Origin of the sequence: Vibrio lentus, from assembly GCF_002875945.1 — a bacterium.
Lineage (GTDB): Bacteria > Pseudomonadota > Gammaproteobacteria > Enterobacterales > Vibrionaceae > Vibrio > Vibrio apostichopi.
Genome location: NZ_MCZK01000097.1, coordinates 75639 through 100970 on the forward strand (window position 1 = coordinate 75639; position 25332 = coordinate 100970).

General features: G+C 44.7%; 21 protein-coding genes and 1 tRNA gene. 10 read left to right on the forward strand and 12 right to left on the reverse strand.

Annotated elements, in window-relative coordinates; genetic code table 11:
* The first annotated feature begins 82 nt into the window (after window positions 1–82).
* Window positions 83–1966 (forward strand): sensor domain-containing diguanylate cyclase, encoded by a 1884-nt coding sequence (locus tag BCT49_RS06725; protein ID WP_102434636.1) that lies wholly within the window; start codon window positions 83–85, stop codon window positions 1964–1966.
* 658 nt (window positions 1967–2624) lie between these two features.
* On the opposite strand, the gene BCT49_RS06735 is transcribed toward BCT49_RS06725, so the two are convergent.
* Both BCT49_RS06735 and pykF read right to left on the reverse strand, forming a co-directional pair.
* Complete coding sequence (locus BCT49_RS06735; protein WP_102434638.1) at window positions 2625–3296, reverse strand: GntR family transcriptional regulator; 672 nt, start codon at window positions 3294–3296, stop codon at window positions 2625–2627.
* Window positions 3297–3476: 180 nt separating this feature from the next.
* On the reverse strand, window positions 3477–4889 hold the full coding sequence (gene pykF, locus BCT49_RS06740; RefSeq protein WP_017104457.1) for a pyruvate kinase PykF: 1413 nt from the start codon (window positions 4887–4889) through the stop codon (window positions 3477–3479).
* A gap of 429 nt (window positions 4890–5318) precedes the next feature.
* Between pykF and BCT49_RS06745 the strand changes: the two genes are divergently transcribed.
* Together BCT49_RS06745 and glmS are read left to right on the forward strand one after the other, a co-directional pair.
* Window positions 5319–6089 carry a DeoR/GlpR family DNA-binding transcription regulator gene (locus BCT49_RS06745; protein ID WP_102434639.1) on the forward strand — a complete coding sequence of 257 codons (771 nt, stop codon included), beginning with the start codon at window positions 5319–5321 and terminating at the stop codon, window positions 6087–6089.
* Between the two features lie 107 nt (window positions 6090–6196).
* A complete protein-coding gene (glmS, locus tag BCT49_RS06750) occupies window positions 6197–8029 on the forward strand; it encodes a glutamine--fructose-6-phosphate transaminase (isomerizing) (protein WP_102434640.1) in 1833 nt (610 codons plus the stop codon).
* Between the two features lie 118 nt (window positions 8030–8147).
* On the opposite strand, the gene BCT49_RS06755 is transcribed toward glmS, so the two are convergent.
* The 6 genes from BCT49_RS06755 to rpsU form a co-directional block, all read right to left on the reverse strand.
* The gene (locus tag BCT49_RS06755) at window positions 8148–9416 is read right to left on the reverse strand and encodes an O-acetylhomoserine aminocarboxypropyltransferase/cysteine synthase family protein (RefSeq protein WP_102434641.1); all 1269 of its coding nucleotides are present in this window, start codon (window positions 9414–9416) and stop codon (window positions 8148–8150) included.
* Between the two features lie 202 nt (window positions 9417–9618).
* Window positions 9619–9694, reverse strand: a tRNA-Ile gene (locus tag BCT49_RS06760).
* Window positions 9695–9857: 163 nt separating this feature from the next.
* Window positions 9858–11702 carry an RNA polymerase sigma factor RpoD gene (gene rpoD / locus BCT49_RS06765; protein ID WP_017106853.1) on the reverse strand — a complete coding sequence of 615 codons (1845 nt, stop codon included), beginning with the start codon at window positions 11700–11702 and terminating at the stop codon, window positions 9858–9860.
* Between the two features lie 99 nt (window positions 11703–11801).
* Entirely contained in the window at window positions 11802–13553 is a 1752-nt protein-coding gene (dnaG, locus tag BCT49_RS06770) for a DNA primase (protein WP_017102947.1), read from the reverse strand.
* 119 nt (window positions 13554–13672) lie between these two features.
* Window positions 13673–14116, reverse strand: a complete 444-nt coding sequence (locus BCT49_RS06775; protein ID WP_102434642.1) for a GatB/YqeY domain-containing protein — start codon at window positions 14114–14116, stop codon at window positions 13673–13675.
* A 25-nt stretch (window positions 14117–14141) separates the two neighbouring features.
* Window positions 14142–14357, reverse strand: a complete 216-nt coding sequence (gene rpsU / locus BCT49_RS06780; RefSeq protein ID WP_004396009.1) for a 30S ribosomal protein S21 — start codon at window positions 14355–14357, stop codon at window positions 14142–14144.
* A 258-nt stretch (window positions 14358–14615) separates the two neighbouring features.
* On the opposite strand from rpsU, the gene tsaD reads away from it, so the two are divergent.
* Both tsaD and BCT49_RS06790 read left to right on the forward strand, forming a co-directional pair.
* Window positions 14616–15632, forward strand: coding sequence for a tRNA (adenosine(37)-N6)-threonylcarbamoyltransferase complex transferase subunit TsaD (tsaD, locus tag BCT49_RS06785; protein ID WP_010434613.1), 1017 nt, complete (start codon window positions 14616–14618; stop codon window positions 15630–15632).
* Window positions 15633–15738: 106 nt separating this feature from the next.
* Complete coding sequence (locus tag BCT49_RS06790; protein WP_102434643.1) at window positions 15739–16554, forward strand: alpha/beta fold hydrolase; 816 nt, start codon at window positions 15739–15741, stop codon at window positions 16552–16554.
* Between the two features lie 92 nt (window positions 16555–16646).
* On the opposite strand, the gene plsY is transcribed toward BCT49_RS06790, so the two are convergent.
* Window positions 16647–17243: a glycerol-3-phosphate 1-O-acyltransferase PlsY gene (gene plsY, locus BCT49_RS06795; protein WP_009847793.1), complete on the reverse strand. Its 597-nt coding sequence runs from the start codon at window positions 17241–17243 to the stop codon at window positions 16647–16649.
* A 137-nt stretch (window positions 17244–17380) separates the two neighbouring features.
* Here plsY and folB point away from each other — a divergent pair, with 137 nt between their 5' ends.
* Genes folB through BCT49_RS06810 form a run of 3 tightly spaced genes read left to right on the forward strand, consistent with a single transcriptional unit; the run spans window position 17381 to window position 19038 of the window.
* Entirely contained in the window at window positions 17381–17740 is a 360-nt protein-coding gene (gene folB, locus BCT49_RS06800; protein WP_004735969.1) for a dihydroneopterin aldolase, read from the forward strand.
* The gene (gene folK / locus BCT49_RS06805; RefSeq protein ID WP_102434644.1) at window positions 17737–18219 is read left to right on the forward strand and encodes a 2-amino-4-hydroxy-6-hydroxymethyldihydropteridine diphosphokinase; all 483 of its coding nucleotides are present in this window, start codon (window positions 17737–17739) and stop codon (window positions 18217–18219) included. Before folB ends, folK begins: the two co-directional genes overlap by 4 nt.
* A gap of 15 nt (window positions 18220–18234) precedes the next feature.
* Window positions 18235–19038, forward strand: a complete 804-nt coding sequence (locus BCT49_RS06810; RefSeq protein WP_102434645.1) for an undecaprenyl-diphosphate phosphatase — start codon at window positions 18235–18237, stop codon at window positions 19036–19038.
* 88 nt (window positions 19039–19126) lie between these two features.
* Here the strand turns inward: BCT49_RS06810 and BCT49_RS06815 are convergent, their stop codons facing one another.
* Entirely contained in the window at window positions 19127–20443 is a 1317-nt protein-coding gene (locus tag BCT49_RS06815) for a multifunctional CCA addition/repair protein (protein ID WP_102434646.1), read from the reverse strand.
* Between the two features lie 36 nt (window positions 20444–20479).
* On the opposite strand from BCT49_RS06815, the gene BCT49_RS06820 reads away from it, so the two are divergent.
* Together BCT49_RS06820 and BCT49_RS06825 are read left to right on the forward strand one after the other, a co-directional pair.
* Window positions 20480–22150, forward strand: coding sequence for an ExeA family protein (locus BCT49_RS06820; protein ID WP_198595831.1), 1671 nt, complete (start codon window positions 20480–20482; stop codon window positions 22148–22150).
* Window positions 22150–23067, forward strand: coding sequence for a general secretion pathway protein GspB (locus BCT49_RS06825; protein WP_102434647.1), 918 nt, complete (start codon window positions 22150–22152; stop codon window positions 23065–23067). Before BCT49_RS06820 ends, BCT49_RS06825 begins: the two co-directional genes overlap by 1 nt.
* 155 nt (window positions 23068–23222) lie before the next feature.
* On the opposite strand, the gene BCT49_RS06830 is transcribed toward BCT49_RS06825, so the two are convergent.
* Together BCT49_RS06830 and BCT49_RS06835 are read right to left on the reverse strand one after the other, a co-directional pair.
* Window positions 23223–23834, reverse strand: a complete 612-nt coding sequence (locus BCT49_RS06830) for a TIGR04211 family SH3 domain-containing protein (RefSeq protein ID WP_017080238.1) — start codon at window positions 23832–23834, stop codon at window positions 23223–23225.
* Between the two features lie 205 nt (window positions 23835–24039).
* Window positions 24040–25302 (reverse strand): inorganic phosphate transporter, encoded by a 1263-nt coding sequence (locus BCT49_RS06835; protein ID WP_017080239.1) that lies wholly within the window; start codon window positions 25300–25302, stop codon window positions 24040–24042.
* Window positions 25303–25332 lie beyond the last annotated feature (30 nt).

The following is a 25332-nucleotide window of genomic DNA, read 5'->3' on the forward strand; positions in this document are numbered from 1 at the left end:
CCGCTTTTTTAAGCGGCTTTTATTTTGTTCATTATTTAGAGTGCTATAATCCCGCGCTGCATTCCATTCACCTGAGTTAGCAATGAGAAATAAAAAAGCCATAATTACATTGCTGATTATCTCTGTCGCACTGTCTTCTGCTGTAGGTCTTTATTACTTGCAACGCTACCAAGAAGTGAAACAACAGAGTTTTGATGATGCTGCTAAGCAAGCCCTGCATCAATTGGTGTATGCCGAGCGAGACTACAATCTTTTAAAGGCTCAATTAGTGTCCGTGATGGAGCTACTCAGCCATAGCCAAAGCCTCGTCAACTTTGCCACTTCCCCGTCTCAGCAAACCAAAGGCCTCCTTGAAGAGGTGTGGCAATCTGTTTTAGTGAATCAAAAATGGTACACCCAAATTCACTTGCTAGACATTGCAGGCAAGGAATTAGTACGCGTGAATTACTCTTCGATGACGGGAGGCGTGACTTTACCGCAACAACTACAAGACCGATCGGATTCTAGTTATTATCAGTTTGCACAAGAACTGGAAAGTGAAGAAATTGGTGTTTGGGGAATCGAACTTGAGACCGAACATGGTGAACTTTCTTATCCTTATGTTCCGGTATTACGTGTTTTTACACCGGTAGAAACGCCTGAAAAACGAGTCGGCTATCTTGTTATCAACCTTGATGTTTGGGGGCTCTCTTCACGCCTCAACTTTTCGCCTGATTACGACTTTAGAGCCGAAGTGGTTAATGAAGCGGGTTATTACATCGCGAGTAACAACAGCAGTAAGCTTTTCGGTGACTCTGTCCCTGAGAGGAAAGGCTTCAACCTGAAAAACATTGCCCCTAAGACGTGGGAGGCGATCTCTCGTGAACAAATGGGCTATGTTTTTGAAGATGGTAACCTGTTCGCGTTCAACACCGTCAGGCTCGCGAATAATCAAAAGATGTACCTTCTGATTCAACTCAATGAAAATCAGCTTCTTGATCGTGCCGAGCGCGATCTCAACGATCTTGCTCATGAAGAGATCATCGTACTCTTTACTGTTTTGATCTTTGCTTTTCCGTTCGCTTATCTTGTGACTCACTATCGACGACGTAGCTTGGAAAGTAAGTTGGCGCGAGCGGCATTGAATGGCATGTCGGCGGTGATGATCTCTGACAAGCAACATCGCGCCATGATGATCAATAACGAATTTGAAAACATAACGGGATACAGTAAAAAACAAGTCATCGGACATAATGCCTTACAACTGCTGCTGGAAAATACCGTGCAGACACTCTCTAGTGATTCAATCTGGCAGCACCTCGAGCAAGAAGAAGTTTGGGAAGGGGAAGTGTTGTGTAAGAACAAACTTCGTATTCCTTTTACTGCGATCATGCGAGTTCACGCGGTCAAAAACAACTCGGGTAAAATCAGTTACTACATTACGTCACTGGTCGACATCTCGGTGAGAAAAGAGCTTGAAGTCCGTCTACGCGTTCTAAGCGAGCGAGACTCTTTGAGTAATCTCTGGAACCGTCGCAAGTTCGAAGAACAGCTCGCTTACTATTCTCGCTTGGTTGAGCGTTACCCTAACGAAGCGACGACTTGTTTAGCCTTGGTTGATATTGATAATTTCAAGCGAATCAATGACGAGCTTGGTCATGACGAAGGCGACCGTGTGATTGCTGGTGTTGCTAAGCTTTTGCAAGATAGCCTTCGCAGTACTGACTTTGTTGCTCGTGTTGGGGGAGAGGAGTTCGCATTGTTGATGCCACACACGTCTCTGTCAGAAGCGAAGCGCGTATTGGATCGCTTAAGAATAGAGATAGAACTCGCCGCGGGGACGAAAATTACAGTCAGCGTCGGCTTTACGGATTTAACCAGTAACAGTACTCGTTCGTACAAATGTGCCGATGTTGGGCTTTACGAATCTAAATCATCAGGTCGCAATACAGTGTCTTTGTGCCCAAGCCATGCTGATGTCGCTTAATTCTCTGTATTCAATCGTGTTTTGAATACCCATGAAACCTTCATTCTTCTCCACTTATCCCTCTTCACTTATCTCAATTGAATGAGCAATTTAACTGCTCTTAGCATTGAATAATCTTGAAAATCTCGCTTTGGAAAGAACTGTGTCACAAACATTAACTGGTTAGACTAAAGTCTAATGCTGGCGATAATTTGAGCTAAACTGAACAATAAGCAAATGGCTGTACTTCAGATTTCATCGTATCAAACGGTGCAATAAATAGAGTGTTTACCAGTAGTAGAAGGATGACACCGTTAACTTAATTCAATGGATTAGCTCGCTTTATCAATGATTTGAAGCGTAGTAGTCGAATTAGGTTAGCTGGAGCAAGCATTTGGGGATCATACTGTCGAGTGAAAAGAGGCGTGGTATGTTTGTCGATTTTTTAGTGAGGTTAACCATAGGCACATTAGCCATTCTTGGTTTTCAGCTGAGTGCGTTGTATTTTTTACCTATGGTGCTGTTACTCAATACTCATCACAAAGAGTTTTTTGGTTGGTAGTTATTAACGACTGTATAGTTTGAGTAACAGTAACAGTAACAGTAACAGTAACAGTAACAGTAAAGTAAAACGGAGCCATTGGGCTCCGTTTTTATATGGTTAGAATCTATCTTGGCTTTATGCCGCTTCGATAACTTCTTCAATTCGTTTCATTGAGCTTAACAGGTGTTGATCCAGTAGCTCTGTCGCTTGATCGACATTTTTAGCCAGTACCAGCTTCATGATCATTTCGTGTTCATCGATATTGAACAGGTCGTCTGTCACCGTTTCAGCCGACAGGACTAGGAAACGATAACGCTTAACTTGGTTGATCAAGTCATCAAAGAACTTAAACATGTTCTCTGAATCCGCGCCTTCAAGCAATGATATATGGAACTGTTGGTGACGTTCTTCCCACTCAGCGCAGTCAAACTCTTCTGCCACATATTGGATTTTAGACAGTTTATGGTAAGACGTCAGTACTTCTAATTCCCAGCTCTCATCGCCTGATGAAATAGCTTTTTTAAGCAAAACTGAAGAGACAACACGAAGGCTTTCGTATAAATCGTTAAGCTCTTTCTTTGATACCGGAGATACCCAGCAGCCTTTTTGTGGCTCTAGTTTTACGTACTTGCTCCAAGACAATTGTACTAAAGCTTCACGAATTGGCGATGCGCCCACGTTGTATCTACTTTTTAGATCAGCAACAACGAGTTTTTGGCCAGGGAGTAATTCACCATTCAGGATATCTTGGCGAATCATTTTCGATACTTTATCAGTGAGAGTAGGACTAGACATTACAAACCTCATGTATATATTTGATTTCTAGTCTGCTAATCCGTCTCTTAGAAAGAGTCAATTGGAAGTTAACAGTACGTAGTTCTATTATGTCTTGATAATACAGCGTACTGAAAAGTTAGGCAAGATATTGTTTCATAAAAAAAGAGGGCCGAAGCCCTCTTTTATATTTTATTGCGTTGCTGTTCTCGATTATAGAACGTGAACAGACGCTGTGTTTGTAGTACCAGAAGCTACTAGAGCACCAGAAACCATAACTACGATGTCGCCTTTGTTACCTAGGCCAGATTGTAGAGCGATTTCTTTACCGTTGATGTAGAAAGCGTCTGTGTTCTCGATAGAGTCAACAAGAACTGGCTTAACACCTTTAGTAAGAACTAGCTGTGCAGCTGTCTTTTCGTTAGTTGTTAGAGCAAGGATGTTTGCAGTTGGGAAGTACTTACGTACTGAACGTGCAGACTTACCGCCTTCAGTTGCAACAACGATTAGAGGAGCAGCTAGCTTCTCAGCAGTGTCTACCGCGCCTTTACATACTGCTTCAGTGATGCGTAGACGTGGGCTGTCTAGACGAGAACCTAGTTCAGCTTTAAGAGCTGAATCAGTGCGGTTCGCGATTTGAGCCATGATAGTAACAGCTTCAACTGGGTACTTACCTTTAGCAGTTTCACCAGAAAGCATTACTGCATCAGTACCATCCATGATTGCGTTCGCAACGTCACCCGCTTCTGCGCGAGTTGGACGTGGGTTGCTGATCATAGAGTCAAGCATTTGAGTTGCAGTGATAACCATCTTACGTGCACGGTTACACTTCTCGATCATCATTTTCTGAGCGAAGATTACTTCTTCAGCTGGGATTTCAACACCTAGGTCACCACGAGCAACCATGATGCCGTCAGAAGCTTCAAGGATTGAATCGAAGTTATCTACACCTTCTTGGTTTTCAATCTTAGAAATGATGTGGATGTTTTCGCCACCGTTAGCGTTTAGAAGCTCACGGATTTCTTTAACATCGTCTTCTTTACGGATGAAAGAAGCAGCTACGAAATCAACGCCTTGCTCACAACCAAACTTAAGGTCAGCTTTGTCTTTCTCAGAAAGAGCTGGAAGTTGAACAGAAACGCCAGGAAGGTTAACACCTTTGTTTTCGCCTAGAGCACCGTTGTTAAGAACTTTACACTTAACTTCAGTTTCTGTTGTTGCGATAACTTCCATTTCGATTAGGCCGTCATCAACAAGGATAGTGTTACCTGCAGTTAGGTCTTTAGCGAAACCTAGGTAAGTTACTGCTACTACGTCTTTGTTACCAACAACTGTTGCGTCAGTTGTGAAAGTGAACTCTTGACCAGCTACTAGATCTACGTCGTTACCATCTTCAAGTTTGATAGTACGGATTTCAGGACCTTTAGTATCTAGAAGGATAGCAAGTTGCTCACCTTTGTTTTCCATTACTTTACGGAAGTTCGCGATACGAGTGCCGTGTTCTGCGAAATCACCGTGAGAGAAGTTAAGACGCATAACGTTCATGCCAGCATCTACTAGTTCAGTTAGCTTCTCTACAGATTCAGTTTTAGGGCCAATCGTACATACGATTTTGGTCTTTTTCATGGAAGGTACTCTCCGGTAAGTATTGTTACAATTTGAAATTTATTTAAGTTCTGAAGATTGGTCCGCTACATCAACATTTTGTGCCTGTTGTGTAAAAGCGCGGGACTTCCAATATGTCCTTCAGAGTTGTAAGTCTTTCATCAATTTTAGTCATTTTATGACTAAAAGATTTTGATTCAACGTCGGGTTTCTGTGACTTACACCAATATATCAGGTGAAAGTTGCAGAAAAATAACGGTCAGTTTTGTAATTTTTTTTCTTTTCGGGTGCGGATTCTACCACCTAATGAGTTCAATATCACTGCTTAACAATTGTCTTAGGACAAGGTTTCATCGCTATTTATTAATTTTTTGGATCAAAATAAATAGACTAAATAGTTTCGTTGTAACTATAATATGTTTCATATCGAAACTTAATGGCCTTTTCTAAATGTCGAAACGAAACACCCAGCTCAGAAGACATGCAATTTCTAATCTAGTGAATGAAAAGGGGGAGGTTAGTGTTGATGAATTATCCGCTAAGTTCGAAACCTCAGAGGTCACGATTAGAAAGGACTTGGCGTCTTTAGAGAAAAACGGTCAGCTTTTACGCCGTTATGGTGGTGCGATTTCATTACCGAAAGAGGTTGTGAACGAAGAACTGGGTCAAAAAGTTTCGACTCGAAAGATTTCATTAGCAAAAGCCGCTGCAGATTTGATTCGCGACCATAATCGCATTGTCATCGACAGTGGCAGCACTACCGGCGCCTTGATTCAGCAGCTTAATACTAAGCGTGGTTTGGTTGTTATGACCAATTCATTGCACGTTGCTAATGCGCTTAATGAGCTTGAAAGCGAACCAACGTTATTAATGACGGGTGGTACTTGGGATACCCATTCGGATTCTTTCCAAGGCAAAGTCGCGGAGTCAGTACTTCGTGCTTACGATTTTGACCAATTGTTTATTGGAGCTGATGGTATCGACCTTGATAGAGGCACGACCACGTTCAATGAATTGATTGGCCTGAGCAAAGTTATGGCTGAAGTGTCACGAGAAGTGATCGTGATGGTTGAGTCTGAAAAAGTGGGACGAAAGATCCCTAATTTGGAATTAGCGTGGGAACACATCGATATTTTGATTACCGATACAGATTTGGACAAAGAATTCCAAGCAAGTATTGAATCACATGACGTTCGAGTGATCCTAACTGATCCTGCTTAAACCTAATTTTAACTATTATGCATTTACCTTCCTATAATTGATCTTAATGAAAGATATGGCCTTTGCTTGCTGCCAGTAGGAATAAACGAAATTGATGGAGTAAAACTATGTGTGGAATTGTTGGTGCAGTAGCACAACGTGATGTAGCCGAAATCTTAGTAGAAGGCCTTCGCCGCCTAGAATACCGAGGCTACGATTCTGCGGGTGTCGCTGTAGTCGATACTGAATCTAACCTAACTCGTGTACGCCGCCTTGGTAAAGTACAAGAGCTAGCAGACGCAGTCGATCAGCAACATGTCATTGGCGGTACTGGTATCGCTCATACACGTTGGGCAACACACGGTGAGCCGTCTGAAGCGAATGCACACCCACACATGTCTGGTGATATTGCTGTTGTACACAATGGTATTATCGAAAACCACGAAGCACTGCGTGCTCTTCTTCAAGAGCGTGGTTACGTGTTTACTTCACAAACGGATACTGAAGTTATCGCTCACTTGGTTGAATGGGAACTTCGTACTTCTGATTCATTGGTTGAAGCGCTTCAAAAGACAGCGAAACAATTAGACGGTGCATATGGCACGGTGGCGGTTGATCGCAAAGATCCTAGCCGTATCGTTGTAGCTCGTTCAGGTAGCCCGATCGTTATCGGTTTTGGTGTTGGTGAAAACTTCCTAGCATCTGACCAGCTTGCACTATTAAGCGTAACTCGCCGCTTCATGTATCTAGAAGAGGGTGATGTTGCTGAGGTTACTCGTCGTGATGTTACGGTATTTGATGTGGCGGGCGAGCGTGTTGAGCGTGACATCGTTGAATCAAACGCAGAGCACGATGCTGGTGATAAAGGTCAATACCGTCACTTCATGCAAAAAGAGATCTTTGAGCAGCCAACTGCATTAATCAACACGATGGAAGGCCGCATCTCTGACGCTTCTGTAATCACTAATGCAATCGGTGTTAAAGCTGAAGAGATCCTAAGCAAGGTAGAACACGTGCAGATCATCGCATGTGGTACGTCTTACAACTCAGGCATGGCAGCTCGTTACTGGTTTGAGTCTCTAGCAGGCGTAAGCTGTGATGTAGAGATTGCTTCTGAATTCCGTTACCGTGATTTCGTTGTTCGCCCGAACAGCCTATTGGTGACTCTGTCTCAGTCTGGTGAAACGGCGGATACGCTTGCTGCACTTCGTCTTGCAAAAGAGAAGGGTTACATGTCAGCAATGACTATCTGTAACGTAGCGGGTTCTTCGCTAGTTCGTGAATCTGATTTTGCGTTCATGACTCGCGCAGGTACTGAAATCGGTGTTGCTTCAACTAAAGCCTTCACAACACAGCTAGCGGCTATGCTGATGATGGTGACTTCAATTGGTCGTCTACAAGGTCGCATCAATGAAGAGAAAGAAGCTGAAATCGTTCAAGCACTACATCAATTGCCTGCTGATATTGAAAAAGCATTGGCATTTGATAAAGAGATTGAAGCACTAGCACCTGATTTTGCAGATAAGCATCACACATTGTTCCTAGGTCGTGGTGAGTTCTACCCAATCGCAATGGAAGCGTCTCTTAAGTTAAAAGAGATCTCTTACATTCACGCAGAAGCCTATGCAGCTGGTGAGCTTAAGCACGGTCCTTTGGCTCTTATCGATGCAGATATGCCAGTTGTCGTTATTGCACCAAGCAATGATTTGCTAGAGAAGCTGAAATCAAACGTTGAAGAAGTACGTGCTCGTGGCGGTCTACTTTACGTATTCGCTGATGAAGATGCGGGCTTTGAAAGCGATGAGAACATGAAGATCATCAAGATGCCTCACGTAAGTGAAGTAACAGCACCTATCTACTACACAGTACCGATGCAGCTGTTGTCTTACCACGTGGCGCTAATCAAGGGTACCGATGTTGACCAACCTCGTAACCTTGCGAAAGCAGTAACGGTTGAGTAATCGTTAGCCTATCTAAGAAAATTAGATAATAAGAAGCCCATCCTGTGATGGGCTTTTTTGTGCCTGTTAGTTAACGATCAGCGTTAGATCTAGTTTTAACGGCATTAAGCATTAAGCATTAAGTATTAAGGGCTTGCTCTAGATCAGCAAAGATATCGTCAATGTGTTCAATACCTACCGAGAGGCGAATCATCTCTGGTGATACACCCGCTTGTTTTTGTTCCGCTTCGCTTAATTGACGGTGTGTTGTAGAAGCAGGGTGACAAGCAAGAGACTTGGCATCGCCGATGTTCACCAAGCGCTTGAAGATTTGTAGCGCATCATAGAAACGAACACCTGCTTCATAACCATCTTTCAAGCCAAAAGATAAAATGGCAGACGGCTTACCTTGCATGTATTTCTCAGCCAGCGGATAGAACTCAGACGTTGCTAAACCAGCGTAGCTCACCCAACTCACTTTCTCATGTTGCTGAAGGTACTCAGCTACTTTCAGTGCATTCTCTGTGTGTCGCTCCATACGTAACGACAACGTCTCCAAGCCTTGCATTAACATGAAAGCATTCATGGGTGACAGTGCTGCGCCTGTATTGCGTAGTGGCACCGTTCGAGCGCGACCAATAAACGCGGCTTCGCCAAAGGCTTCGGTATAAACCACACCGTGGTAAGAAGGTTCTGGCTGATTAAAGACTGGGAAGCGATCTTTGTGCTCTGCCCATGGGAATTTACCAGAATCGACAATCACGCCACCCAATGTTGTTCCGTGACCACCAACGTACTTTGTTAGCGAGTGCACCACGATATCGGCACCAAAATCGATAGGCTTACACAGCACTGGAGTCGCTACTGTGTTATCAACAATCACAGGTACACCCTGTGCGTGAGCAAGCTCTGCGACACGTTCTAAGTCGATGATATTACCTGCTGGGTTACCTATACTTTCACAGTAAACCGCCTTGGTTTTTTCATCGATTAACGCAGCTAAGCTTTCAGGTTTATCGTCTTTGGCAAAGCGAACCTCTATGCCTTGGTTTGGTAGCATGTGAGCAAATAGGGTGTAAGTACCGCCGTAAAGCTGAGGGGTTGAAACGATGTTGTCACCGATCTGTGCCAACGTCTGAATCGCATAGTTGATTGCGGCACTGCCCGCACTCACGACTAAGCCTGCAATCCCGCCTTCTAAGGCTGCCATGCGTTTTTCCAACACATCGTTGGTTGGGTTCATTATACGAGTGTAGATATTGCCCGGCACCGCAAGGTTAAACAGGTCGGCGCCGTGTTGTGCATCATCGAATTCATAAGCAACGGTTTGGTAAATAGGAGTCGCAACCGATTTGGTTGTTGGATCGGTTTCGTAGCCGAAGTGAATCGAGAGTGTTTCGTCTTTCATGTTTCTTCCCTGAACTATTGAACGATTTATGTACGTTCATATTGCCGTCTTTTTTATAAAAGAAAAGTAAGCTTAGTCACATCAAGGCAATTGGAATTGTGTGCGGGACGATTCGTTATTTGTAGGAAATACAGCAGTGAGTTGTACAGATCTAGAAAAGCAAAAAGCCAGAGCAGCATGAACTGTTCTGGCTTTTCTAATTTGGTGGCCCCTCCCAGATTTGAACTGGGGACCGAACGATTATGAGTCGTGCGCTCTAACCACTGAGCTAAGGGGCCGTAGGGCATAGATTATAGGGGAACCATTCAGTGGTGTCTAGACACTATAAGGGGCAATTCCGCTTACATCTTAGCCACTTAAATCACGCAGGCACAAAAAAGGTGAGCCAACGCTCACCTTTTCTATTTTATGCTTAAAAGCTAACCACACTAAGGCGTGTAATTACTCGTCTAGGAAGCTACGCAGAGTTTCTGAGCGGCTTGGGTGACGAAGTTTACGCAGTGCTTTCGCTTCGATCTGACGGATACGTTCACGAGTTACGTCGAACTGTTTACCAACCTCTTCAAGAGTGTGGTCAGTGTTCATGTCGATACCGAAACGCATACGCAGTACTTTCGCTTCACGAGGTGTTAGGCCCGCAAGAACGTCTTTAGTTGCGCCGCGTAGGCTTGTTGCCGTTGCAGAATCTAAAGGAAGTTCTAGAGTTGTATCCTCGATGAAATCACCTAGGTGCGAATCTTCGTCGTCACCGATTGGTGTCTCCATTGAGATTGGCTCTTTAGCGATTTTCAGCACTTTACGGATCTTGTCTTCAGGCATTTGCATGCGCTCAGCCAGTTCTTCCGGAAGTGGTTCACGACCCATCTCTTGTAGCATTTGACGAGAGATACGGTTTAGTTTGTTGATCGTTTCGATCATGTGAACCGGAATACGGATAGTACGAGCTTGGTCGGCAATCGAACGAGTGATTGCTTGACGGATCCACCAAGTAGCGTAAGTAGAGAATTTGTAACCACGACGGTATTCAAACTTATCTACAGCTTTCATCAGACCGATGTTACCTTCTTGGATTAGATCCAGGAATTGTAGGCCACGGTTTGTGTACTTCTTAGCAATCGAGATTACTAGACGTAAGTTGGCTTCAACCATCTCTTTCTTCGCACGACGAGCTTTCGCTTCACCGATAGACATACGACGGCTGATATCTTTAATGCTTTGAACAGTAAGAGATGTCTCTTTCTCGATCATATCCAGTTTTTGGATTGAGCGACGGATATCGTTCTCGTTTCGTTTGATCTTTTCCGCGTATGGTTTGTCTGAAGCTAACACTTCGTCCAACCATGCTTCGCTAGATTCATTGCCTGTAAATAGAGCAATGAAAGATTTCTTCGGCATTTTGCCGTACTCAACCGTTTGACGCATGATTAGGCGTTCTTGAGTACGTACGCGATCCATTGAAGTACGCAGTTCGTTTACTAGGTAATCAAACTGTTTTGGCGTTAGACGGAACTCTTTGAATACGTCTTGCATCATTGTCGTTGCAAGTGTCGCTTTCGGGCTTTCATGGCCGTATTCATTGATTGCTAGTTGACGGTTTTGGTAGCTAGTGCGAAGTGCTGTGAACTTCTCAAGAGCAAGTTCAGGATCAATACCTGTATCTTCCTCTTCTTCTTCCTCGTCGTCTTCTGCTTCTTCTTTGTCTTCGTCTTCTAGATCAGTTTTAGCAAGTTCTGAACCGATGTGAGTCGCCGTTGGCGCAGCTGTGCCATCGTCGTCTGGGTCAACAAAGCCATTGATTAGGTCTGTTAAACGAATCTCTTCAGCGAGTACGCGGTCAAACTGTTCCAAGATGTATGGAATTGTACCTGGGTATTCAGCAACAGATAGTTGAACGGTATTAATACCATCTTCAATGCGCTTCGCAATGTCGATCTCGCCTTCACGAGTCAGTAGCTCAACCGTACCCATTTCACGCATGTACATGCGAACTGGGTCAGTAGTACGGCCAATCTCGCTTTCTACGCTTGAAAGCGCAGCAGCAGCAGCTTCAGCTGCATCTTCATCTATATTGGCATCGTCATCATTAAGAGCTAGATCATCAGCGTCAGGTGCAGTTTCTACTACCTTGATACCCATGTCGTTGATCATTTGAATGATGTCTTCTACCTGTTCAGAATCCACGATTTCTGCAGGTAGGTGGTCGTTTACTTCGGCGTAGGTCAGATAGCCTTGTTCCTTGCCTTTAATAACAAGTAATTTAAGCTGTGACTGCGGATTTTGATCCATAGATGATATCCAACTTCAGGTCTGGTGAAGGACGTTGCATTCTCAAATGCAAACCAATTATGTTAACAAATTTATTAAATGCTGACTAATCAAACAGGGTTACGCTTTTAGATCTAGCATTAAAGCTAGTAGCTCCCTTTTTTCTTCGGCTGATAAACCGACGCTTCTTGCTTTGGCCTGCAGGTTTTCAATTTGTTTTTCAACGCACTGGGCAAGTATGTTGTCCAATGAATCTAAAAATATGTCTTCTTGATTGTCTTCGTCGAGGGGGATTTCCCAGCTCGCGAGACGAGACAGAAGAGCCTCATGTTTATTGTGTCGCCAATGCTCTAATAATTGGCCTGTGTTGATATGGGGATGCGCGTGGCATTTATCAAGTACTTCGACGAATAAACTTAGTCCAGGCAACTGTAAGCCTTTGACACTTGATAAATCCGGTACCATATCAGCATAGCTCGGATTTTGGATAAGCAAAGCGATAACTTCTCGCATTGGAGTGCGTTTCAGCTCTTTATGCGGCTGAGGTGTCGGGTTCTTAGTATGAACACGAGCTCGTCTCAGTTGGTTATCAAATCCAGTACGCTCATCCAATAATTTTTCGAGCAGTTCTTGGAAATAACTGTCAGGGATTTTGTTAATCAAGGCGCTTGCGTGTGCTCGCAGTGCCGATTTCCCTTCCGTTGTTCCCAAGTTCAACTTGTGTATCTCAATAAGATTGTCGAACAAGTAAGTCGAAAGCGGTGTCGCATTCTGTACCAGTTGTTCGAAGGCCTCTTGGCCATTCTCTCTTATATAGCTATCTGGGTCTTCGCCGTCGGGTAAAAACAGAAACTTGAGCGTGTTACCTGTTTTCAGGTATTCAAGCGCATTTTCGAGTGCACGCCACGCTGCTTCTTTACCTGCTCGGTCACCGTCATAACAACAAACCACTGTGCTGGTTTGGCGGAACAACATTTGAACATGGTCACCGGTTGTCGAGGTGCCCAGGGATGCCACTGAGTAATCAACACCATATTGCGCTAATGCCACGACATCCATGTAACCTTCAACCACAAGTATTTGCGGCGGTTCACGGTAGGCTTGCAGCACTTCATAAAGGCCGTAAAGCTCTTTGCCTTTATGGAAGATAGGCGTTTCTGGTGAGTTCAGGTATTTCGGTGTGCCGTCTTCTAAGACACGACCACCAAAACCAATCACTCGACCACGACGATCACGAATCGGGAACATGACACGTCCACGGAATCGGTCGTATCGGTTACCTTTATCGTTTTCTATCAACATGCCGCCAGTAACGAGCATGTCTTGGGCTTCTTTTTGTTGCCCAAAATTCTTACGAACCAAGTCCCATTCATCAGCGACGTAGCCAATGCCAAACTTCTGGACGATTTCACCAGACAGTCCACGATTCTTTAGGTAATCAATCGCAGGCTTGTTAGCTGAGATTTTCAGTTGAGAGCGGTAAAAATTACTGATGCCGCCCATCAAATCGTAGAGGTTACGTTTTTGTTCGCTGTTGGCTCTTGGTGCCGTGGATATTTCACCACTGCGCTGTTCTCTAGGAACATCAAGGCCTAAAAATGAGGCAAGTTCTTCAATGGCTTCAACAAAGTCGAGACGTTCGAACTCCATAATGAAGTCGATGGCATTGCCATGCACGCCACAACCAAAGCAGTGATAAAACTGTTTTTCTTGGCTTACGCTAAAAGAAGGGGTCTTCTCGTTGTGAAATGGACAACAAGCACCATAGTTTTTGCCTTTTTTCTTAAGTTTCACGCGTGCGTCCACAATGTCGACAATGTCGAGACGCGCTAGGAGATCATCGATGAAACTACGCGGGATGTGTCCTGCCATAAAACCTTAGAAAAATGCACTAACTGAGAGTGTGGATAATAATAGTTTGAATAGGTTACAGATACAAACAAGCCGTGCGTTCCGAAGGATTGCACGGCTTGTTGCAATTTGATTTGGGATTAAGCGAGTTTAGAACGAACTAAACCACTAACTTTTCCCATATCTGCACGCCCTTGAATTTGTGGTTTCAAGATAGCCATTACTTTACTCATGTCTTGCATGCCCGCAGGTTGAGCTTCCGCGATTGCGCTATCAAGTAGTGCAACAACTTCTTCTTCAGTTAACGGTTGAGGCATAAAGCCTTCAAGTACAGTAATTTCTGCTTTTTCCACGTCAGCAAGATCTTGACGATTTGCTGATTCATATTGAGCAACAGAATCGCGACGTTGCTTAACCATTTTAACTAATATAGCAATTATGTCGTCGTCGTTCAGAGTGATCCGTTCGTCAACTTCACGTTGCTTAATTGCTGAAAGAGCTAAGCGGATAGTGCCAAGGCGCGGTTTGTCCTTGGCTTTCATCGCTAATTTTTGCTCTTCTTTGAGTTGTTCAATAAGAGCCATAACTCAGTCCTTATGGATTAAGTTATTAGTACAGGCGAACGCGACGTGCGTTTTCGCGAGCTAGCTTCTTAGCGTGACGCTTTTGAGCTGCTGCTTTAGCGCGTTTGCGAACTGTAGTTGGCTTTTCGTAATGCTCACGACGACGCACTTCAGAAAGGATACCTGCTTTTTCACAAGAGCGCTTGAAACGACGTAGTGCAACGTCGAACGGTTCGTTTTCACGTACTTTAACTATTGGCATATGCCTTTCACCTCAGGGGTTATTCATTATCGCTGGTCACTCAGTACCAAATCAGAGAAGTTACCCATCGAGCTAACTCTCTATTCGCGTTTGGCCATTAACCAGCTTGATCAAAAATGGTGCGGAATTTTAATCCGATCACAGTGGCTTTGTAAAGCACTTTGTCGATTATAGTCTGTACAATATTTGTTTGAAGAGCTTAGGCAGGGTAATATTGCGCTAATTTCCCATTTTAGACGAAAGCGTGCCGAGAAAATTATGCGCATTATTGGTATTGAAACCTCTTGTGATGAGACAGGAATTGCGATTTATGATGATGAGCAAGGCCTGCTTTCTCATCAATTATACAGTCAAGTTAAACTGCACGCCGATTATGGTGGTGTGGTTCCTGAGTTGGCATCGCGTGACCACGTAAAAAAGACCATTCCACTGATTAAAGCGGCATTGGCTGAAGCGAATCTCACGTCAAAAGACATTGATGGTGTGGCTTACACTGCAGGGCCTGGTTTAGTCGGCGCTCTACTGGTTGGTGCAACCATTGGTCGCAGTATCGCTTATGCTTGGGGTGTGCCAGCTGTACCTGTTCACCACATGGAAGGTCACCTTCTTGCTCCGATGCTAGAAGATAACCCGCCACCATTCCCATTTGTCGCTCTGCTGGTTTCTGGCGGACATACCATGATGGTAGAAGTGAAAGGCATCGGCGAGTATCGAATTCTTGGTGAATCGATTGATGATGCTGCCGGTGAAGCATTTGATAAAACCGCGAAGTTGATGGGCTTAGATTACCCAGGTGGTCCATTGCTGTCTCGTTTAGCAGAAAAAGGCACACCAGGTCGTTTTAAGTTCCCGCGTCCAATGACCGATCGTCCAGGACTCGATATGAGCTTTTCTGGTCTAAAGACATTTGCTGCGAACACCATTCGTGCGAATGACAACGACGATCAGACACGTGCTGATATCGCTTACGCTTTCCAAGAAGCCGTTTGTGCGACCTTGGTAATTAAATGTAAGCGTGCCTTGGCGGAAACGGGCATGAAACGTATAGTGATTGCTGGTGGCGTAAGTGCCAACAAACAGCTACGTATTGAGCTTGAAGCGCTGGCGAAGAAAATCGGTGGTGAGGTTTACTACCCACGAACTGAGTTCTGTACTGATAACGGTGCGATGATTGCTTACGCTGGTATGCAACGCCTTAAAAATGGTGAAACGGCTGATTTGTCTGTTCATGCCACGCCGCGTTGGCCAATTGACCAACTAGAGCCAATTGCGTAAGAAATCATAGTATTTCGATAAACGGTCGCCTTGTGCGGCCGTTTTTATATCCTAGCTTACCGACGATATGTCGATAAATAATTGCTGATAGAGATTAGGGAAGAAAATGAATAAGTTCACTGTAGATAACCAGTCGATGACGTACCTAGATGAAGGCCAAGGCCCTGTTGTTGTATTCGGTCACAGCTACCTTTGGGATAGTGCAATGTGGCAGCCACAGGTCGAGGCTCTAAAAGCTCAGTATCGCTGTATCGTCCCAGAGCTTTGGTCTCATGGTGAATCACAAGCCGCGCCAAACTCGATGCGTAACCTGAAAGATTACGCTCAACACATTTTGGATCTGCTTGATCATTTAGAAATCGAAGAGTTTTCCGTTATCGGCCTGTCGGTTGGCGGTATGTGGGGAACAGAATTAGCGGAGTTAGCACCTGCACGAATCAAGTCTTTGGTACTTATGGATACCTTTGTTGGTTTAGAGCCAGAAGTTGCCCATGCTAAATACTTCAGCATGTTAGACACCATTACTCAAACCAAAATGGTTCCTCAACCGATTGTTGAAGCCGTGGTTCCACTGTTCTTCGCCAATGATGCTCAAACAAACTCACCAGCTTTGGTTGAGAGCTTTACTCAGCATTTGTCTGAACTTCAGGGTGATACAGCGGAAGAAGTCGCGCGAATCGGTCGAATGGTATTTGGGCGTCGCGATATGATTGAAGCGGTAGAGAACTTTGCACTGCCAGTTTTGATTGCTGTAGGGCAAGAAGACAAGCCACGTCCGGCACTGGAGTCATACCTAATGCATGACTGTATTACGGGCAGTGAGTTAGTGGTGATTCCTGGTGCTGGTCATATTAGCTCGCTAGAGCAACCAGAGTTTGTGAACACAATGCTGAAGACGTTTTTAGATAAACATCTGCTGTAAGTTCTTAAATACTGAATAGTATTGATCGACTGAGATTTGTGTCGGTTTGAATTTATCTCGGTTTAAAAATGGTTCGGCTTAGACATGACAGTTTAAGCCGATTTTTTTTGTCCGAGTTTTGGCTCGCTGCCATCGAGAAGACGGCGGATATTCTGATGGTGACGCAACACAATCAAGCAACACAGCATGGCTACGGGCAGCGTATATTGTGGTTTGACTAACCAAGCGTAGAAAGGCGCAAGTAAGACGGTGACTAGTGCCGCCAATGAAGAGTAGCGAAACAAAAATGCTACCACTAACCAAGTCGCCATGATCATGCCTGTTAAATCGAATCCAATTGGGGCGATGGCTCCGAGTGCGGTTGCGACGCCTTTACCACCTTTGAAGTGGAAGAAGATTGGATACATATGACCAAGACACGCCGCTATCGCGACAACACCTAAAATGATCGGGTCGATTTTGAGGTAGTAGCCAAGCCAGACTGGAATGGTACCTTTAAGCATGTCACACAAAAGGACAGCAGCAGCTGCGCCTTTACCGCCAACACGCAGAACATTGGTTGCTCCAGGGTTGTTAGAACCTACCGTTCGAGGATCAGGGAGCCTTAAAACTCGGCATATCAAGACCGCACTCGAGATTGAACCTAGTAAATAGGCAGCAATGATCATGATGAGAGCCAAAGGGGTCATGTCTGTCCTTAACGGTTATAAGCCTAACGATGGGAAAATAATGCTCAATCCCAGAGTAATTGATATCATATCCGGAATTACGCAAATAATACGTTTTTTTCCCCCATATGGGTATCCGACCTCTAAAAGGACAAGTCATGGCACTGGATAAAGTTTTCATTGAACAGCTAGAAGTAATTACAACGATCGGTGTTTACGATTGGGAACAAGAGATTAAACAAAAACTTGTGCTTGATATTGAAATGGCTCATGACAATCGTCCTGCGGGTAAAAGTGACGATGTGGTTGATGCTTTGGACTACTCGACGGTAAGTACTGCTGTGCTGGATCATATTGCGAATGGCCGTTTCCTATTAGTGGAGCGCGTAGCGGAAGAAGTGGCTGAATTGATCATGACTCAGTTCTCAGTGCCTTGGATTAAAATCCGTTTAGCGAAGCCTGGCGCAGTGCCTCAAGCAAAAGCAGTGGGCGTGATCATCGAAAGAGGTCAGGCATGACAATAGCCTATGTTGGTGTTGGCACGAACATAGACCGCGACAAGCATGCAAAGGTGGCATGGACAGAGCTTCAATCGTTAGGGACTAACCTTAAATGCTCTAAAATCTATCACTGTGAGCCTGTTGGGTTTGAAAGCCACTCGTTTTATAACTTTGTGATAGAGCTTGATACTCCGTTGTCATTGACGGAGTTTTCACAACAGTTACGTAAAATTGAGTTTAAATGGGGTCGCTCCCAAGATGCTCATAAACTTCAAGACCGTAAACTCGATCTTGATATTGTGCTGTTTGGTGAGGCGGTTTCTGCGAGTGATCCAGAATTACCACGCAGTGACATCTATAAATATCCTTTTGTAACACAACCGCTTTATGATCTTTGTCCTGCGAGAGTGATCCCGCAAGACGGAAGAACCGTCGGTGAAATATGGCAGAATATGCAGCAATTAGACTCGCTCTCTGTCGTAGACATAACACTATAATTTTTAAGGTAAGTAATGAGTTATTTTGAAGCGTTTATATTGGCGTTGGTACAAGGCTTTACTGAATTTCTGCCTATTTCCAGTTCGGCACACTTAATCCTTCCTTCTGCTGTTTTAGGTTGGGAAGATCAAGGTTTGGCTTTTGATGTCGCGGTCCATGTCGGTACTTTGGCTGCCGTGGTTATTTATTTCCGCAAAGAAGTGGTGTCTCTTTTGGGCGCTTTCTTTGGATCTATTTTTAAGGGCGATCGCAGCAAAGAAGCGAAGCTAGCGTGGATGATCATTCTCGCGACCATTCCTGCATGTATCTTTGGTTTGTTGATGAAAGATATCGTTGAGATCTACTTACGCAGTGCGTGGGTGATTGCAACGACCACCATCATCTTTGGTCTACTGTTATGGTGGGTGGATAAGAACTCAAGCCTGCGTGATGACGAATACCAAGCGGGCTGGAAAAAGGCGTTGTTTATCGGTCTTGCTCAGGCAATGGCGATCATCCCTGGAACATCGCGTTCTGGTGCGACGATTACGGCCGCGCTTTATCTTGGTTTTACACGTGAAGCCGCTGCTCGATTCTCTTTCTTGATGTCTATCCCAATCATCACTCTAGCTGGTGGTTACTTAGGTCTTAAGTTGGTGACAAGCGGTGACCCAATCCATGTTGGCACTCTACTAACGGGTGTTGCGGTGTCTTTCATCAGTGCTTATATCTGTATTCACTTCTTCTTGAAGCTTATCTCGCGTATGGGTATGACACCGTTTGTTATCTATCGCCTGATTTTAGGTTTTGGTCTGTTTGCTTTCTTGATGATGCAGTAACAAGTGCTTATGCAGCACCCTACAAGTTGAAACGAAAAACCCGCTTAGTCGCGGGTTTTTTAATGCGTGTTTACTGGCGTAGTGAAGATTAACTATTAGAAAGTTCTGATAACGCACTCTCAATCGCGGCAGCTCTGCGTTTCTCTTGTTCTTCTCGAATATCTTTACCTTGAAAACCATCGGTAATAATCGACTTCACTTCGACTTGAAGCGCTGCTTGGTAAGCCACTTCAAAACGCGCTTTCTGAGGGTAAGGCTGATCTTCTAATCCTTTACGGCCAGCATGATCGGCTTGGCAGCAAAGCAAGATGTCATTGAGCCTGTCTGGTTTACGCCAAACATCAAACTTGTTCAGAACCTTGAGGAAAGTTGTAGGTTTGAGTTCTCCTGCGCGATGGATATTAGAGTGTTGCTCACACACTAACAACGCGAGGTCTCTGAATTCATTAGGCACTCTTACTCTTTCACATAGCTTCTTAATGATCTTCAAACCAGTATGACAATGCATTTTGTGGCTTGGCCATTCGGCTTGTGGTGTGACGCCTTTACCCAAGTCATGCACTTGAGCGGCAAAACGTACTGGTAACGATGAGCTTAATAGCGCAGCTTGCTGAGCAACCATCAGAGTGTGAATGCCAGTATCGATCTCTGGGTGCCATTTTTCAGGTTGAGGTACGCCAAATAGAGCGTCAATCTCAGGCAAAACAACCGCCAATGCGCCACATTCTCTTAAAACGGAAAGGAACACCTCAGGGTGTGGCGTGCTAAGCGACTTGTGCCACTCTTGCCAAACTCGTTCTGCCGTAAGATGTGTCAGCTCACCAGATTGAACGATCTCACTCATCATCACCATAGTTTCTGGAGCAATCGTAAAATTGAGATGATGAAGTTTGGCGGCGAAGCGAGCCACACGGAGCACACGAAGAGGATCTTCAATAAAAGCGTCCGAGACGTGTCTTAGAATGCGGTCATCAAGATCTTGCTGCCCATGATAAGGATCGTAGAGATCGCCTTTATCATCTTGAGCGATGGCGTTGATCGTGAGATCTCGGCGCATCAGGTCTTCTTCCAAACTCACGTCCGGAGCAAAGTAACACTCGAAACCAGTGTAGCCCGAACCTGATTTTCTCTCAGTACGAGCCAGTGCGTGCTCTTCTTTGGTTTTTGGGTGTAAGAATACAGGGAAATCTTTCCCGACAGCAGTAAAGCCAAGGCTTTCCATTTCTTGAGGGGTACTTCCTACCACGACCCAATCTCTATCATAGCTATCAATATTGAGCAGCTTATCGCGTACCGCTCCACCGACTAGGTAGCGTTGTAGCCCACGCTCTTTTGGTAGGCTATCGTATATTTGCAACTTATCACCTCGAAATGTTTTATCACTGCTGGACTTTACTGCGAGCAATGGTACTTTCCATTAATCGTAATTATAGGGCAGCACATGTATAAGGAATATTTTGGCTTCGTTGAGATGCCATTTTCGATTGTACCAAATTCTCGCTATTTGTTTTTGAGTCAACGTCACCAAGAAGCGATGCAGAACCTACAAGCCGGTTTAGGCGAGGGTGGGGGCTTTGCGATGCTTACTGGTGAAGTGGGTACCGGAAAAACAACGGTCGCCAAAGCGATGTTGTCATCACTCGATAATCAGACTCAAGCTGGCCTTATACTTAACCCTACGTTTTCCAATACGGATTTACTGGAAGCGATTTGTGATGAGTTCGAGGTCGAGTACCCTGAACGAGCATCGCTAAAACAGCTTAGCCAAGCGATTCATTATTTCCTGTTGGATAACCATGCTGAAGGTATTCAAACCTTACTGGTTATTGACGAGGCCCAACATCTCGCAGCCGATGTGTTGGAGCAGCTACGCCTTCTAACCAATCTAGAAACAGACAGTCGTAAGTTGTTAAAAGTGCTGTTGGTTGGTCAACCGGAATTGCAACAGCATTTACAGACCACTCAGCTACGCCAGCTTGCACAGCGCATTACAGGTCGTTATCACTTACTGCCTCTTAATACTGAAGAGACTGGCAAGTACATCGCGTTTCGTTTGGAAACGGCAGGTGGCGAGCAGATGTTGTTTTCGAATCGTTCTATCAAGCTGATCGCTCAATATACTCATGGTATCCCAAGACTGATCAATTTGGTGTGTGATAAAGCCCTGCAATTGGCTTTTCATGATGGTGAGCAAACGCCCTCTAATGAGACGGTTAACCGAGCTTGTCAGCAGATCATGGCTTTTCAGGCTGATGTGTATCATGTTGAAAAACAGCACGCGGTTACCGTGGCGCCAAAACTACTCAAATATGCCGGTTTAGCGACGTTAAGCATTGGCTTAGCCTTTACTACTTTTAATTTTGCCCCGTCATACATAGCGTCATGGCTATCGACTAACACTTCAAACGAAGCTAAAACCGAAGTGCTGGCACATGCACAACGCTCATTGGTGGCAGATACGGCGAAGTTAGCGGCAGAGCCGAAGCCTTCAAAGTTTGCATTACCACAAGATATTCAACAGCATTTAATGCAGGGGACTAACCGTTCTCTTGCGATTAAAGATCTCTATACCTTATGGGGATATCAATCCTCTTTGCGTGATGGTTTGTGTTTAAGTGAACCTCAGAGTGTGTTCGTGTGTGAGCAACAACAGGCCAACCTAACGGATTTATTGGATCTTGGGGTACCTGTAGTTCTCAACCTTGAACTCAAACAAGAGTCGGTATTCGCCGTGCTTTATGGAGAGTCTGACGACTCGGTTGAACTACTCATTAACGAGAAGTTGTTGGTGATGCCTAAGCGCTCGTTAGAGCAAGTGTGGCAAGGCGATTATGTCGCTATTTGGAAACAACCACTGAGAGAAACCCTAAAAGAGGGTTATCAAGGCGAAGCCGTAACATTATTGGATTTACTGTTGTCTGAAGTGTTAGGTGAAGTCGTCTCAGGAAATGATGTGTTTGATAATGAATTAAAAATGAAAGTCGAAGCCTTTCAAACTTGGCAGGGGATGTCTGTGGACGGTATTGCGGGCAAACGTACATTGGCAAGATTGCAAAGGTTAGCTCAACTGGATTCACCTAAGTTGATGTCACTCGACGGAGGAGCTAGCTAATGTCACGCATTATGCAAGAGCTCAAACAATCCGAGCTTAGAGGCTACCAAAGCCATCATGTACCTAATTCTGCTGTGGCTATCAGTAAAAAGAGAGGTTCGTCGCTCGCCATAGGGCTTCTTCTGCTATTAGTTCCTTCTTTGTTGGTCGGTGGGGCGTTGGTTTATCAATCTTATACTTCCCCAGCTCAAGTACTCAGCCAGTCTACTGAATCAATGCCTCCGAAGCCTGAGGATAAAACGATCGCTTCAAAGGCACCAGTAACCAATGAAACCGTGGCAGTCACACAAGATGAGTCGCCATTCTTGATTCGCACAGCACCGACAAGTAACGAGTTAAAAGCATTGCCGCGTAAAGAGGTGTATGCACAAGTGAATATCAACGGTACCGCTGATATGGATGATTCGAACGCCATGCTTGCACTTGCTGATGTCTCTGAATCCAGTTCAGAGTTAGGTTCAGAACCTAGTTTAGAGAGCTTTGAATCTTCACCGACACAATCAAATTCACGTGACAGCAGTAATGAGTTGCAATCAGACCGTGATTTACTGCAAGGACTCGACCTTACTGAGCTACCACCAGACTTAGCATTGAAGCTTGAGTCTATTATGGAAGATCAACAAAGTGCGCCTGAGCCAATGGATTCTAGACCGGCTACAAGCATGGAATCTCCAGTCATCGAGTTAGAATCTCATGGCAGTAGTTTGTCTGGGGTGCTACCAAAGTTAGATTTACAAACTCATATGTACTCGAGTAGTGAAACGAAACGTTGGGTCAAAGTGAATGGTCATGAGGTGGCGCAAGGGGATTGGATTGGACAAGACATCCAGTTGCTAGAGATTAAGCCACAGTCGGTGATCATCGAGTTTAATCAGCAGAAGATAGAAATCCCAGCTCTGTATGAGTGGAAAGGCTAGTGTAATAGGGGTTCGCTTTCCTCTCGCACTGAGTGGATATTTGAACGCGAAACCAAGACAAATAAAAAGGAGCACCGAGGTGCTCCTTTTTTGATATTCGATACTGAATTTACTCTGTTTAGCGCAATATAAACCAAACAGGAAAAGCGGTCAGCTTACGACCAGCCGTTTGGTGACTTTCTGCGACGAGGCATAATGTGCGGAAGGATAAGTCCAAGAAGTAGACCAATACCAGCAACACCACCACCGTACATGAAGTACTTCAGTAGTAGATCATCTTTTTGTGTGTCTAGCTTAGCGCGTAGCTCACGGTTCTCTGTTTGAGAGCTCGTTAGCTGTTGGCTAATCTCGCTGTAGTTTTGCTCAAGTTCAGCAATTTGCTTGTTACGAGAGTCTAGAGAGCTCGCTAGGCCAGCTTTCTCGCTGTCTGCACTTTGGCGAGCATTTGCAAGCTTACCTTTTACGTCAGTCAGTTCTTTCTCTAGCTTTGGCATGCGCAGAGCCATGCTTTCTTGAGTGCTTACAAACTTACTTTCTACCCAGCCTTTACGGCCGCGGTTGTCTTGAACCTGAGTGTAACCCGTGCTCTTGTTAGTTTGTAGGTAAGTAATCTTTTCACCAGCATCAACACTACCGATAATACGGAATGTGTTGTTTGGGCCAGAATGCATATAAGTAAATAGTTTGTCAGCAATATAACGGTCTTGTGCAAAGGCAGCTGGAGCCGCAAGCATTGCGAGCAAAACTAAGCTAATCAGTTTTTTCACAGTAAATCCCTTAACGATTCAAATTGGGTAGGCGTATGAGTCAGCCTCAATGAGCAAATAATATTTAGTTTCTTTATGCGGTGCAACAAAGAAGGGAGGCAAAGCCTCCCTTTCTGTGCGTTTGAGTCAATAATGACATGGTATTTACATATCGTTACCGAAGCTCACCGTTTTCTGACGCTAATATTTACTAACGTCAGGGCTATTACATGGTGAACATAGCTTGAATTGCGTAGAAGAACACAACTGCAAGTAGTGCACCAGCAGGTAGCGTTACAATCCAAGAAGCAACGATGTTACGCACAACGCCTAGGTTTAGAGCTGCGATACCACGAGCAAAACCTACACCTAATACCGCACCAACCAATGTTTGTGTGGTTGAGATTGGAAGGCCAGTACCTGAAGCAAGAACAACAGTACATGCAGTTGCAAGCTGAGCTGCGAAACCACGGCTAGGTGTTAGTTCTGTAATGCCAGTACCCACAGTCGCCATTACTTTATGACCCATGGTAGCAAGACCAACAACGATACCAATACCACCTAGTGGAAGAATCCACCATGCGATAGTGCTCTTACCTGAGATTTCACCCATGTGCTCAACAGTTGAAACAACAGCAGACAGTGGGCCAATCGCGTTAGCTACGTCGTTTGAACCGTGTGCGAATGCCATTGCACAAGCTGTGATAACCATAAGTACGCTGAAGATACCTTCAACGCCAGCAAAGCCATGGTCTTCTTCGCGGTTAGCAAATTTCTTCTGAATGTATAAGTAACCGCCAATCATGACGAGAGCAGAAACACCTGCTGCCCATAACCATGCTTCAGTGCCGGTTAGGTGAAGGCCAACGTGCTTAAGACCTTTTTTGATCGTTACAAGTGCAATGACCATTGTCGTAATGAACATGTACACAGGCACAAAACGCTTAGCGTTAAACAACGGATTTTCTGTATCGAATATCAGTCGTTGGGCACTTACAAAAATGAGATAGGCGAAGATGCCGGAAATCAACGGTGTGACAATCCAACTACCCACAATACCTTGAACGCTGTTCCAGTCTACTGCTTCTGTACCTACAGACACACAAGCGAAACCGATGATTGCACCGATGATTGAGTGAGTCGTTGATACTGGCCAGCCCATGTATGATGCTAGAAGCAACCATGTACCAGCAGCTAGTAGTGCAGACATCATGCCGTACACAAGTACATCAGGTTGATGAGCGAATAGAGACGTTTCGATAACACCTTTACGGATCGTGTCTGTTACTTCGCCGCCCGCAAGGTAAGCACCTGCGAATTCAAAGATCATTGCGATAATGATCGCTTGTTTAACGGTTAGAGCTTTAGAGCCTACTGAAGTGCCCATTGCATTCGCAACGTCATTTGCACCAATACCAATAGCCATCAAGAAACCGAAAGCTGCTGCAACAATAATCAGGACAGTGCCGTAGTTAGCAAGGATATCCATCGTAATACCTAGTTGTTTGATAACAAGCGG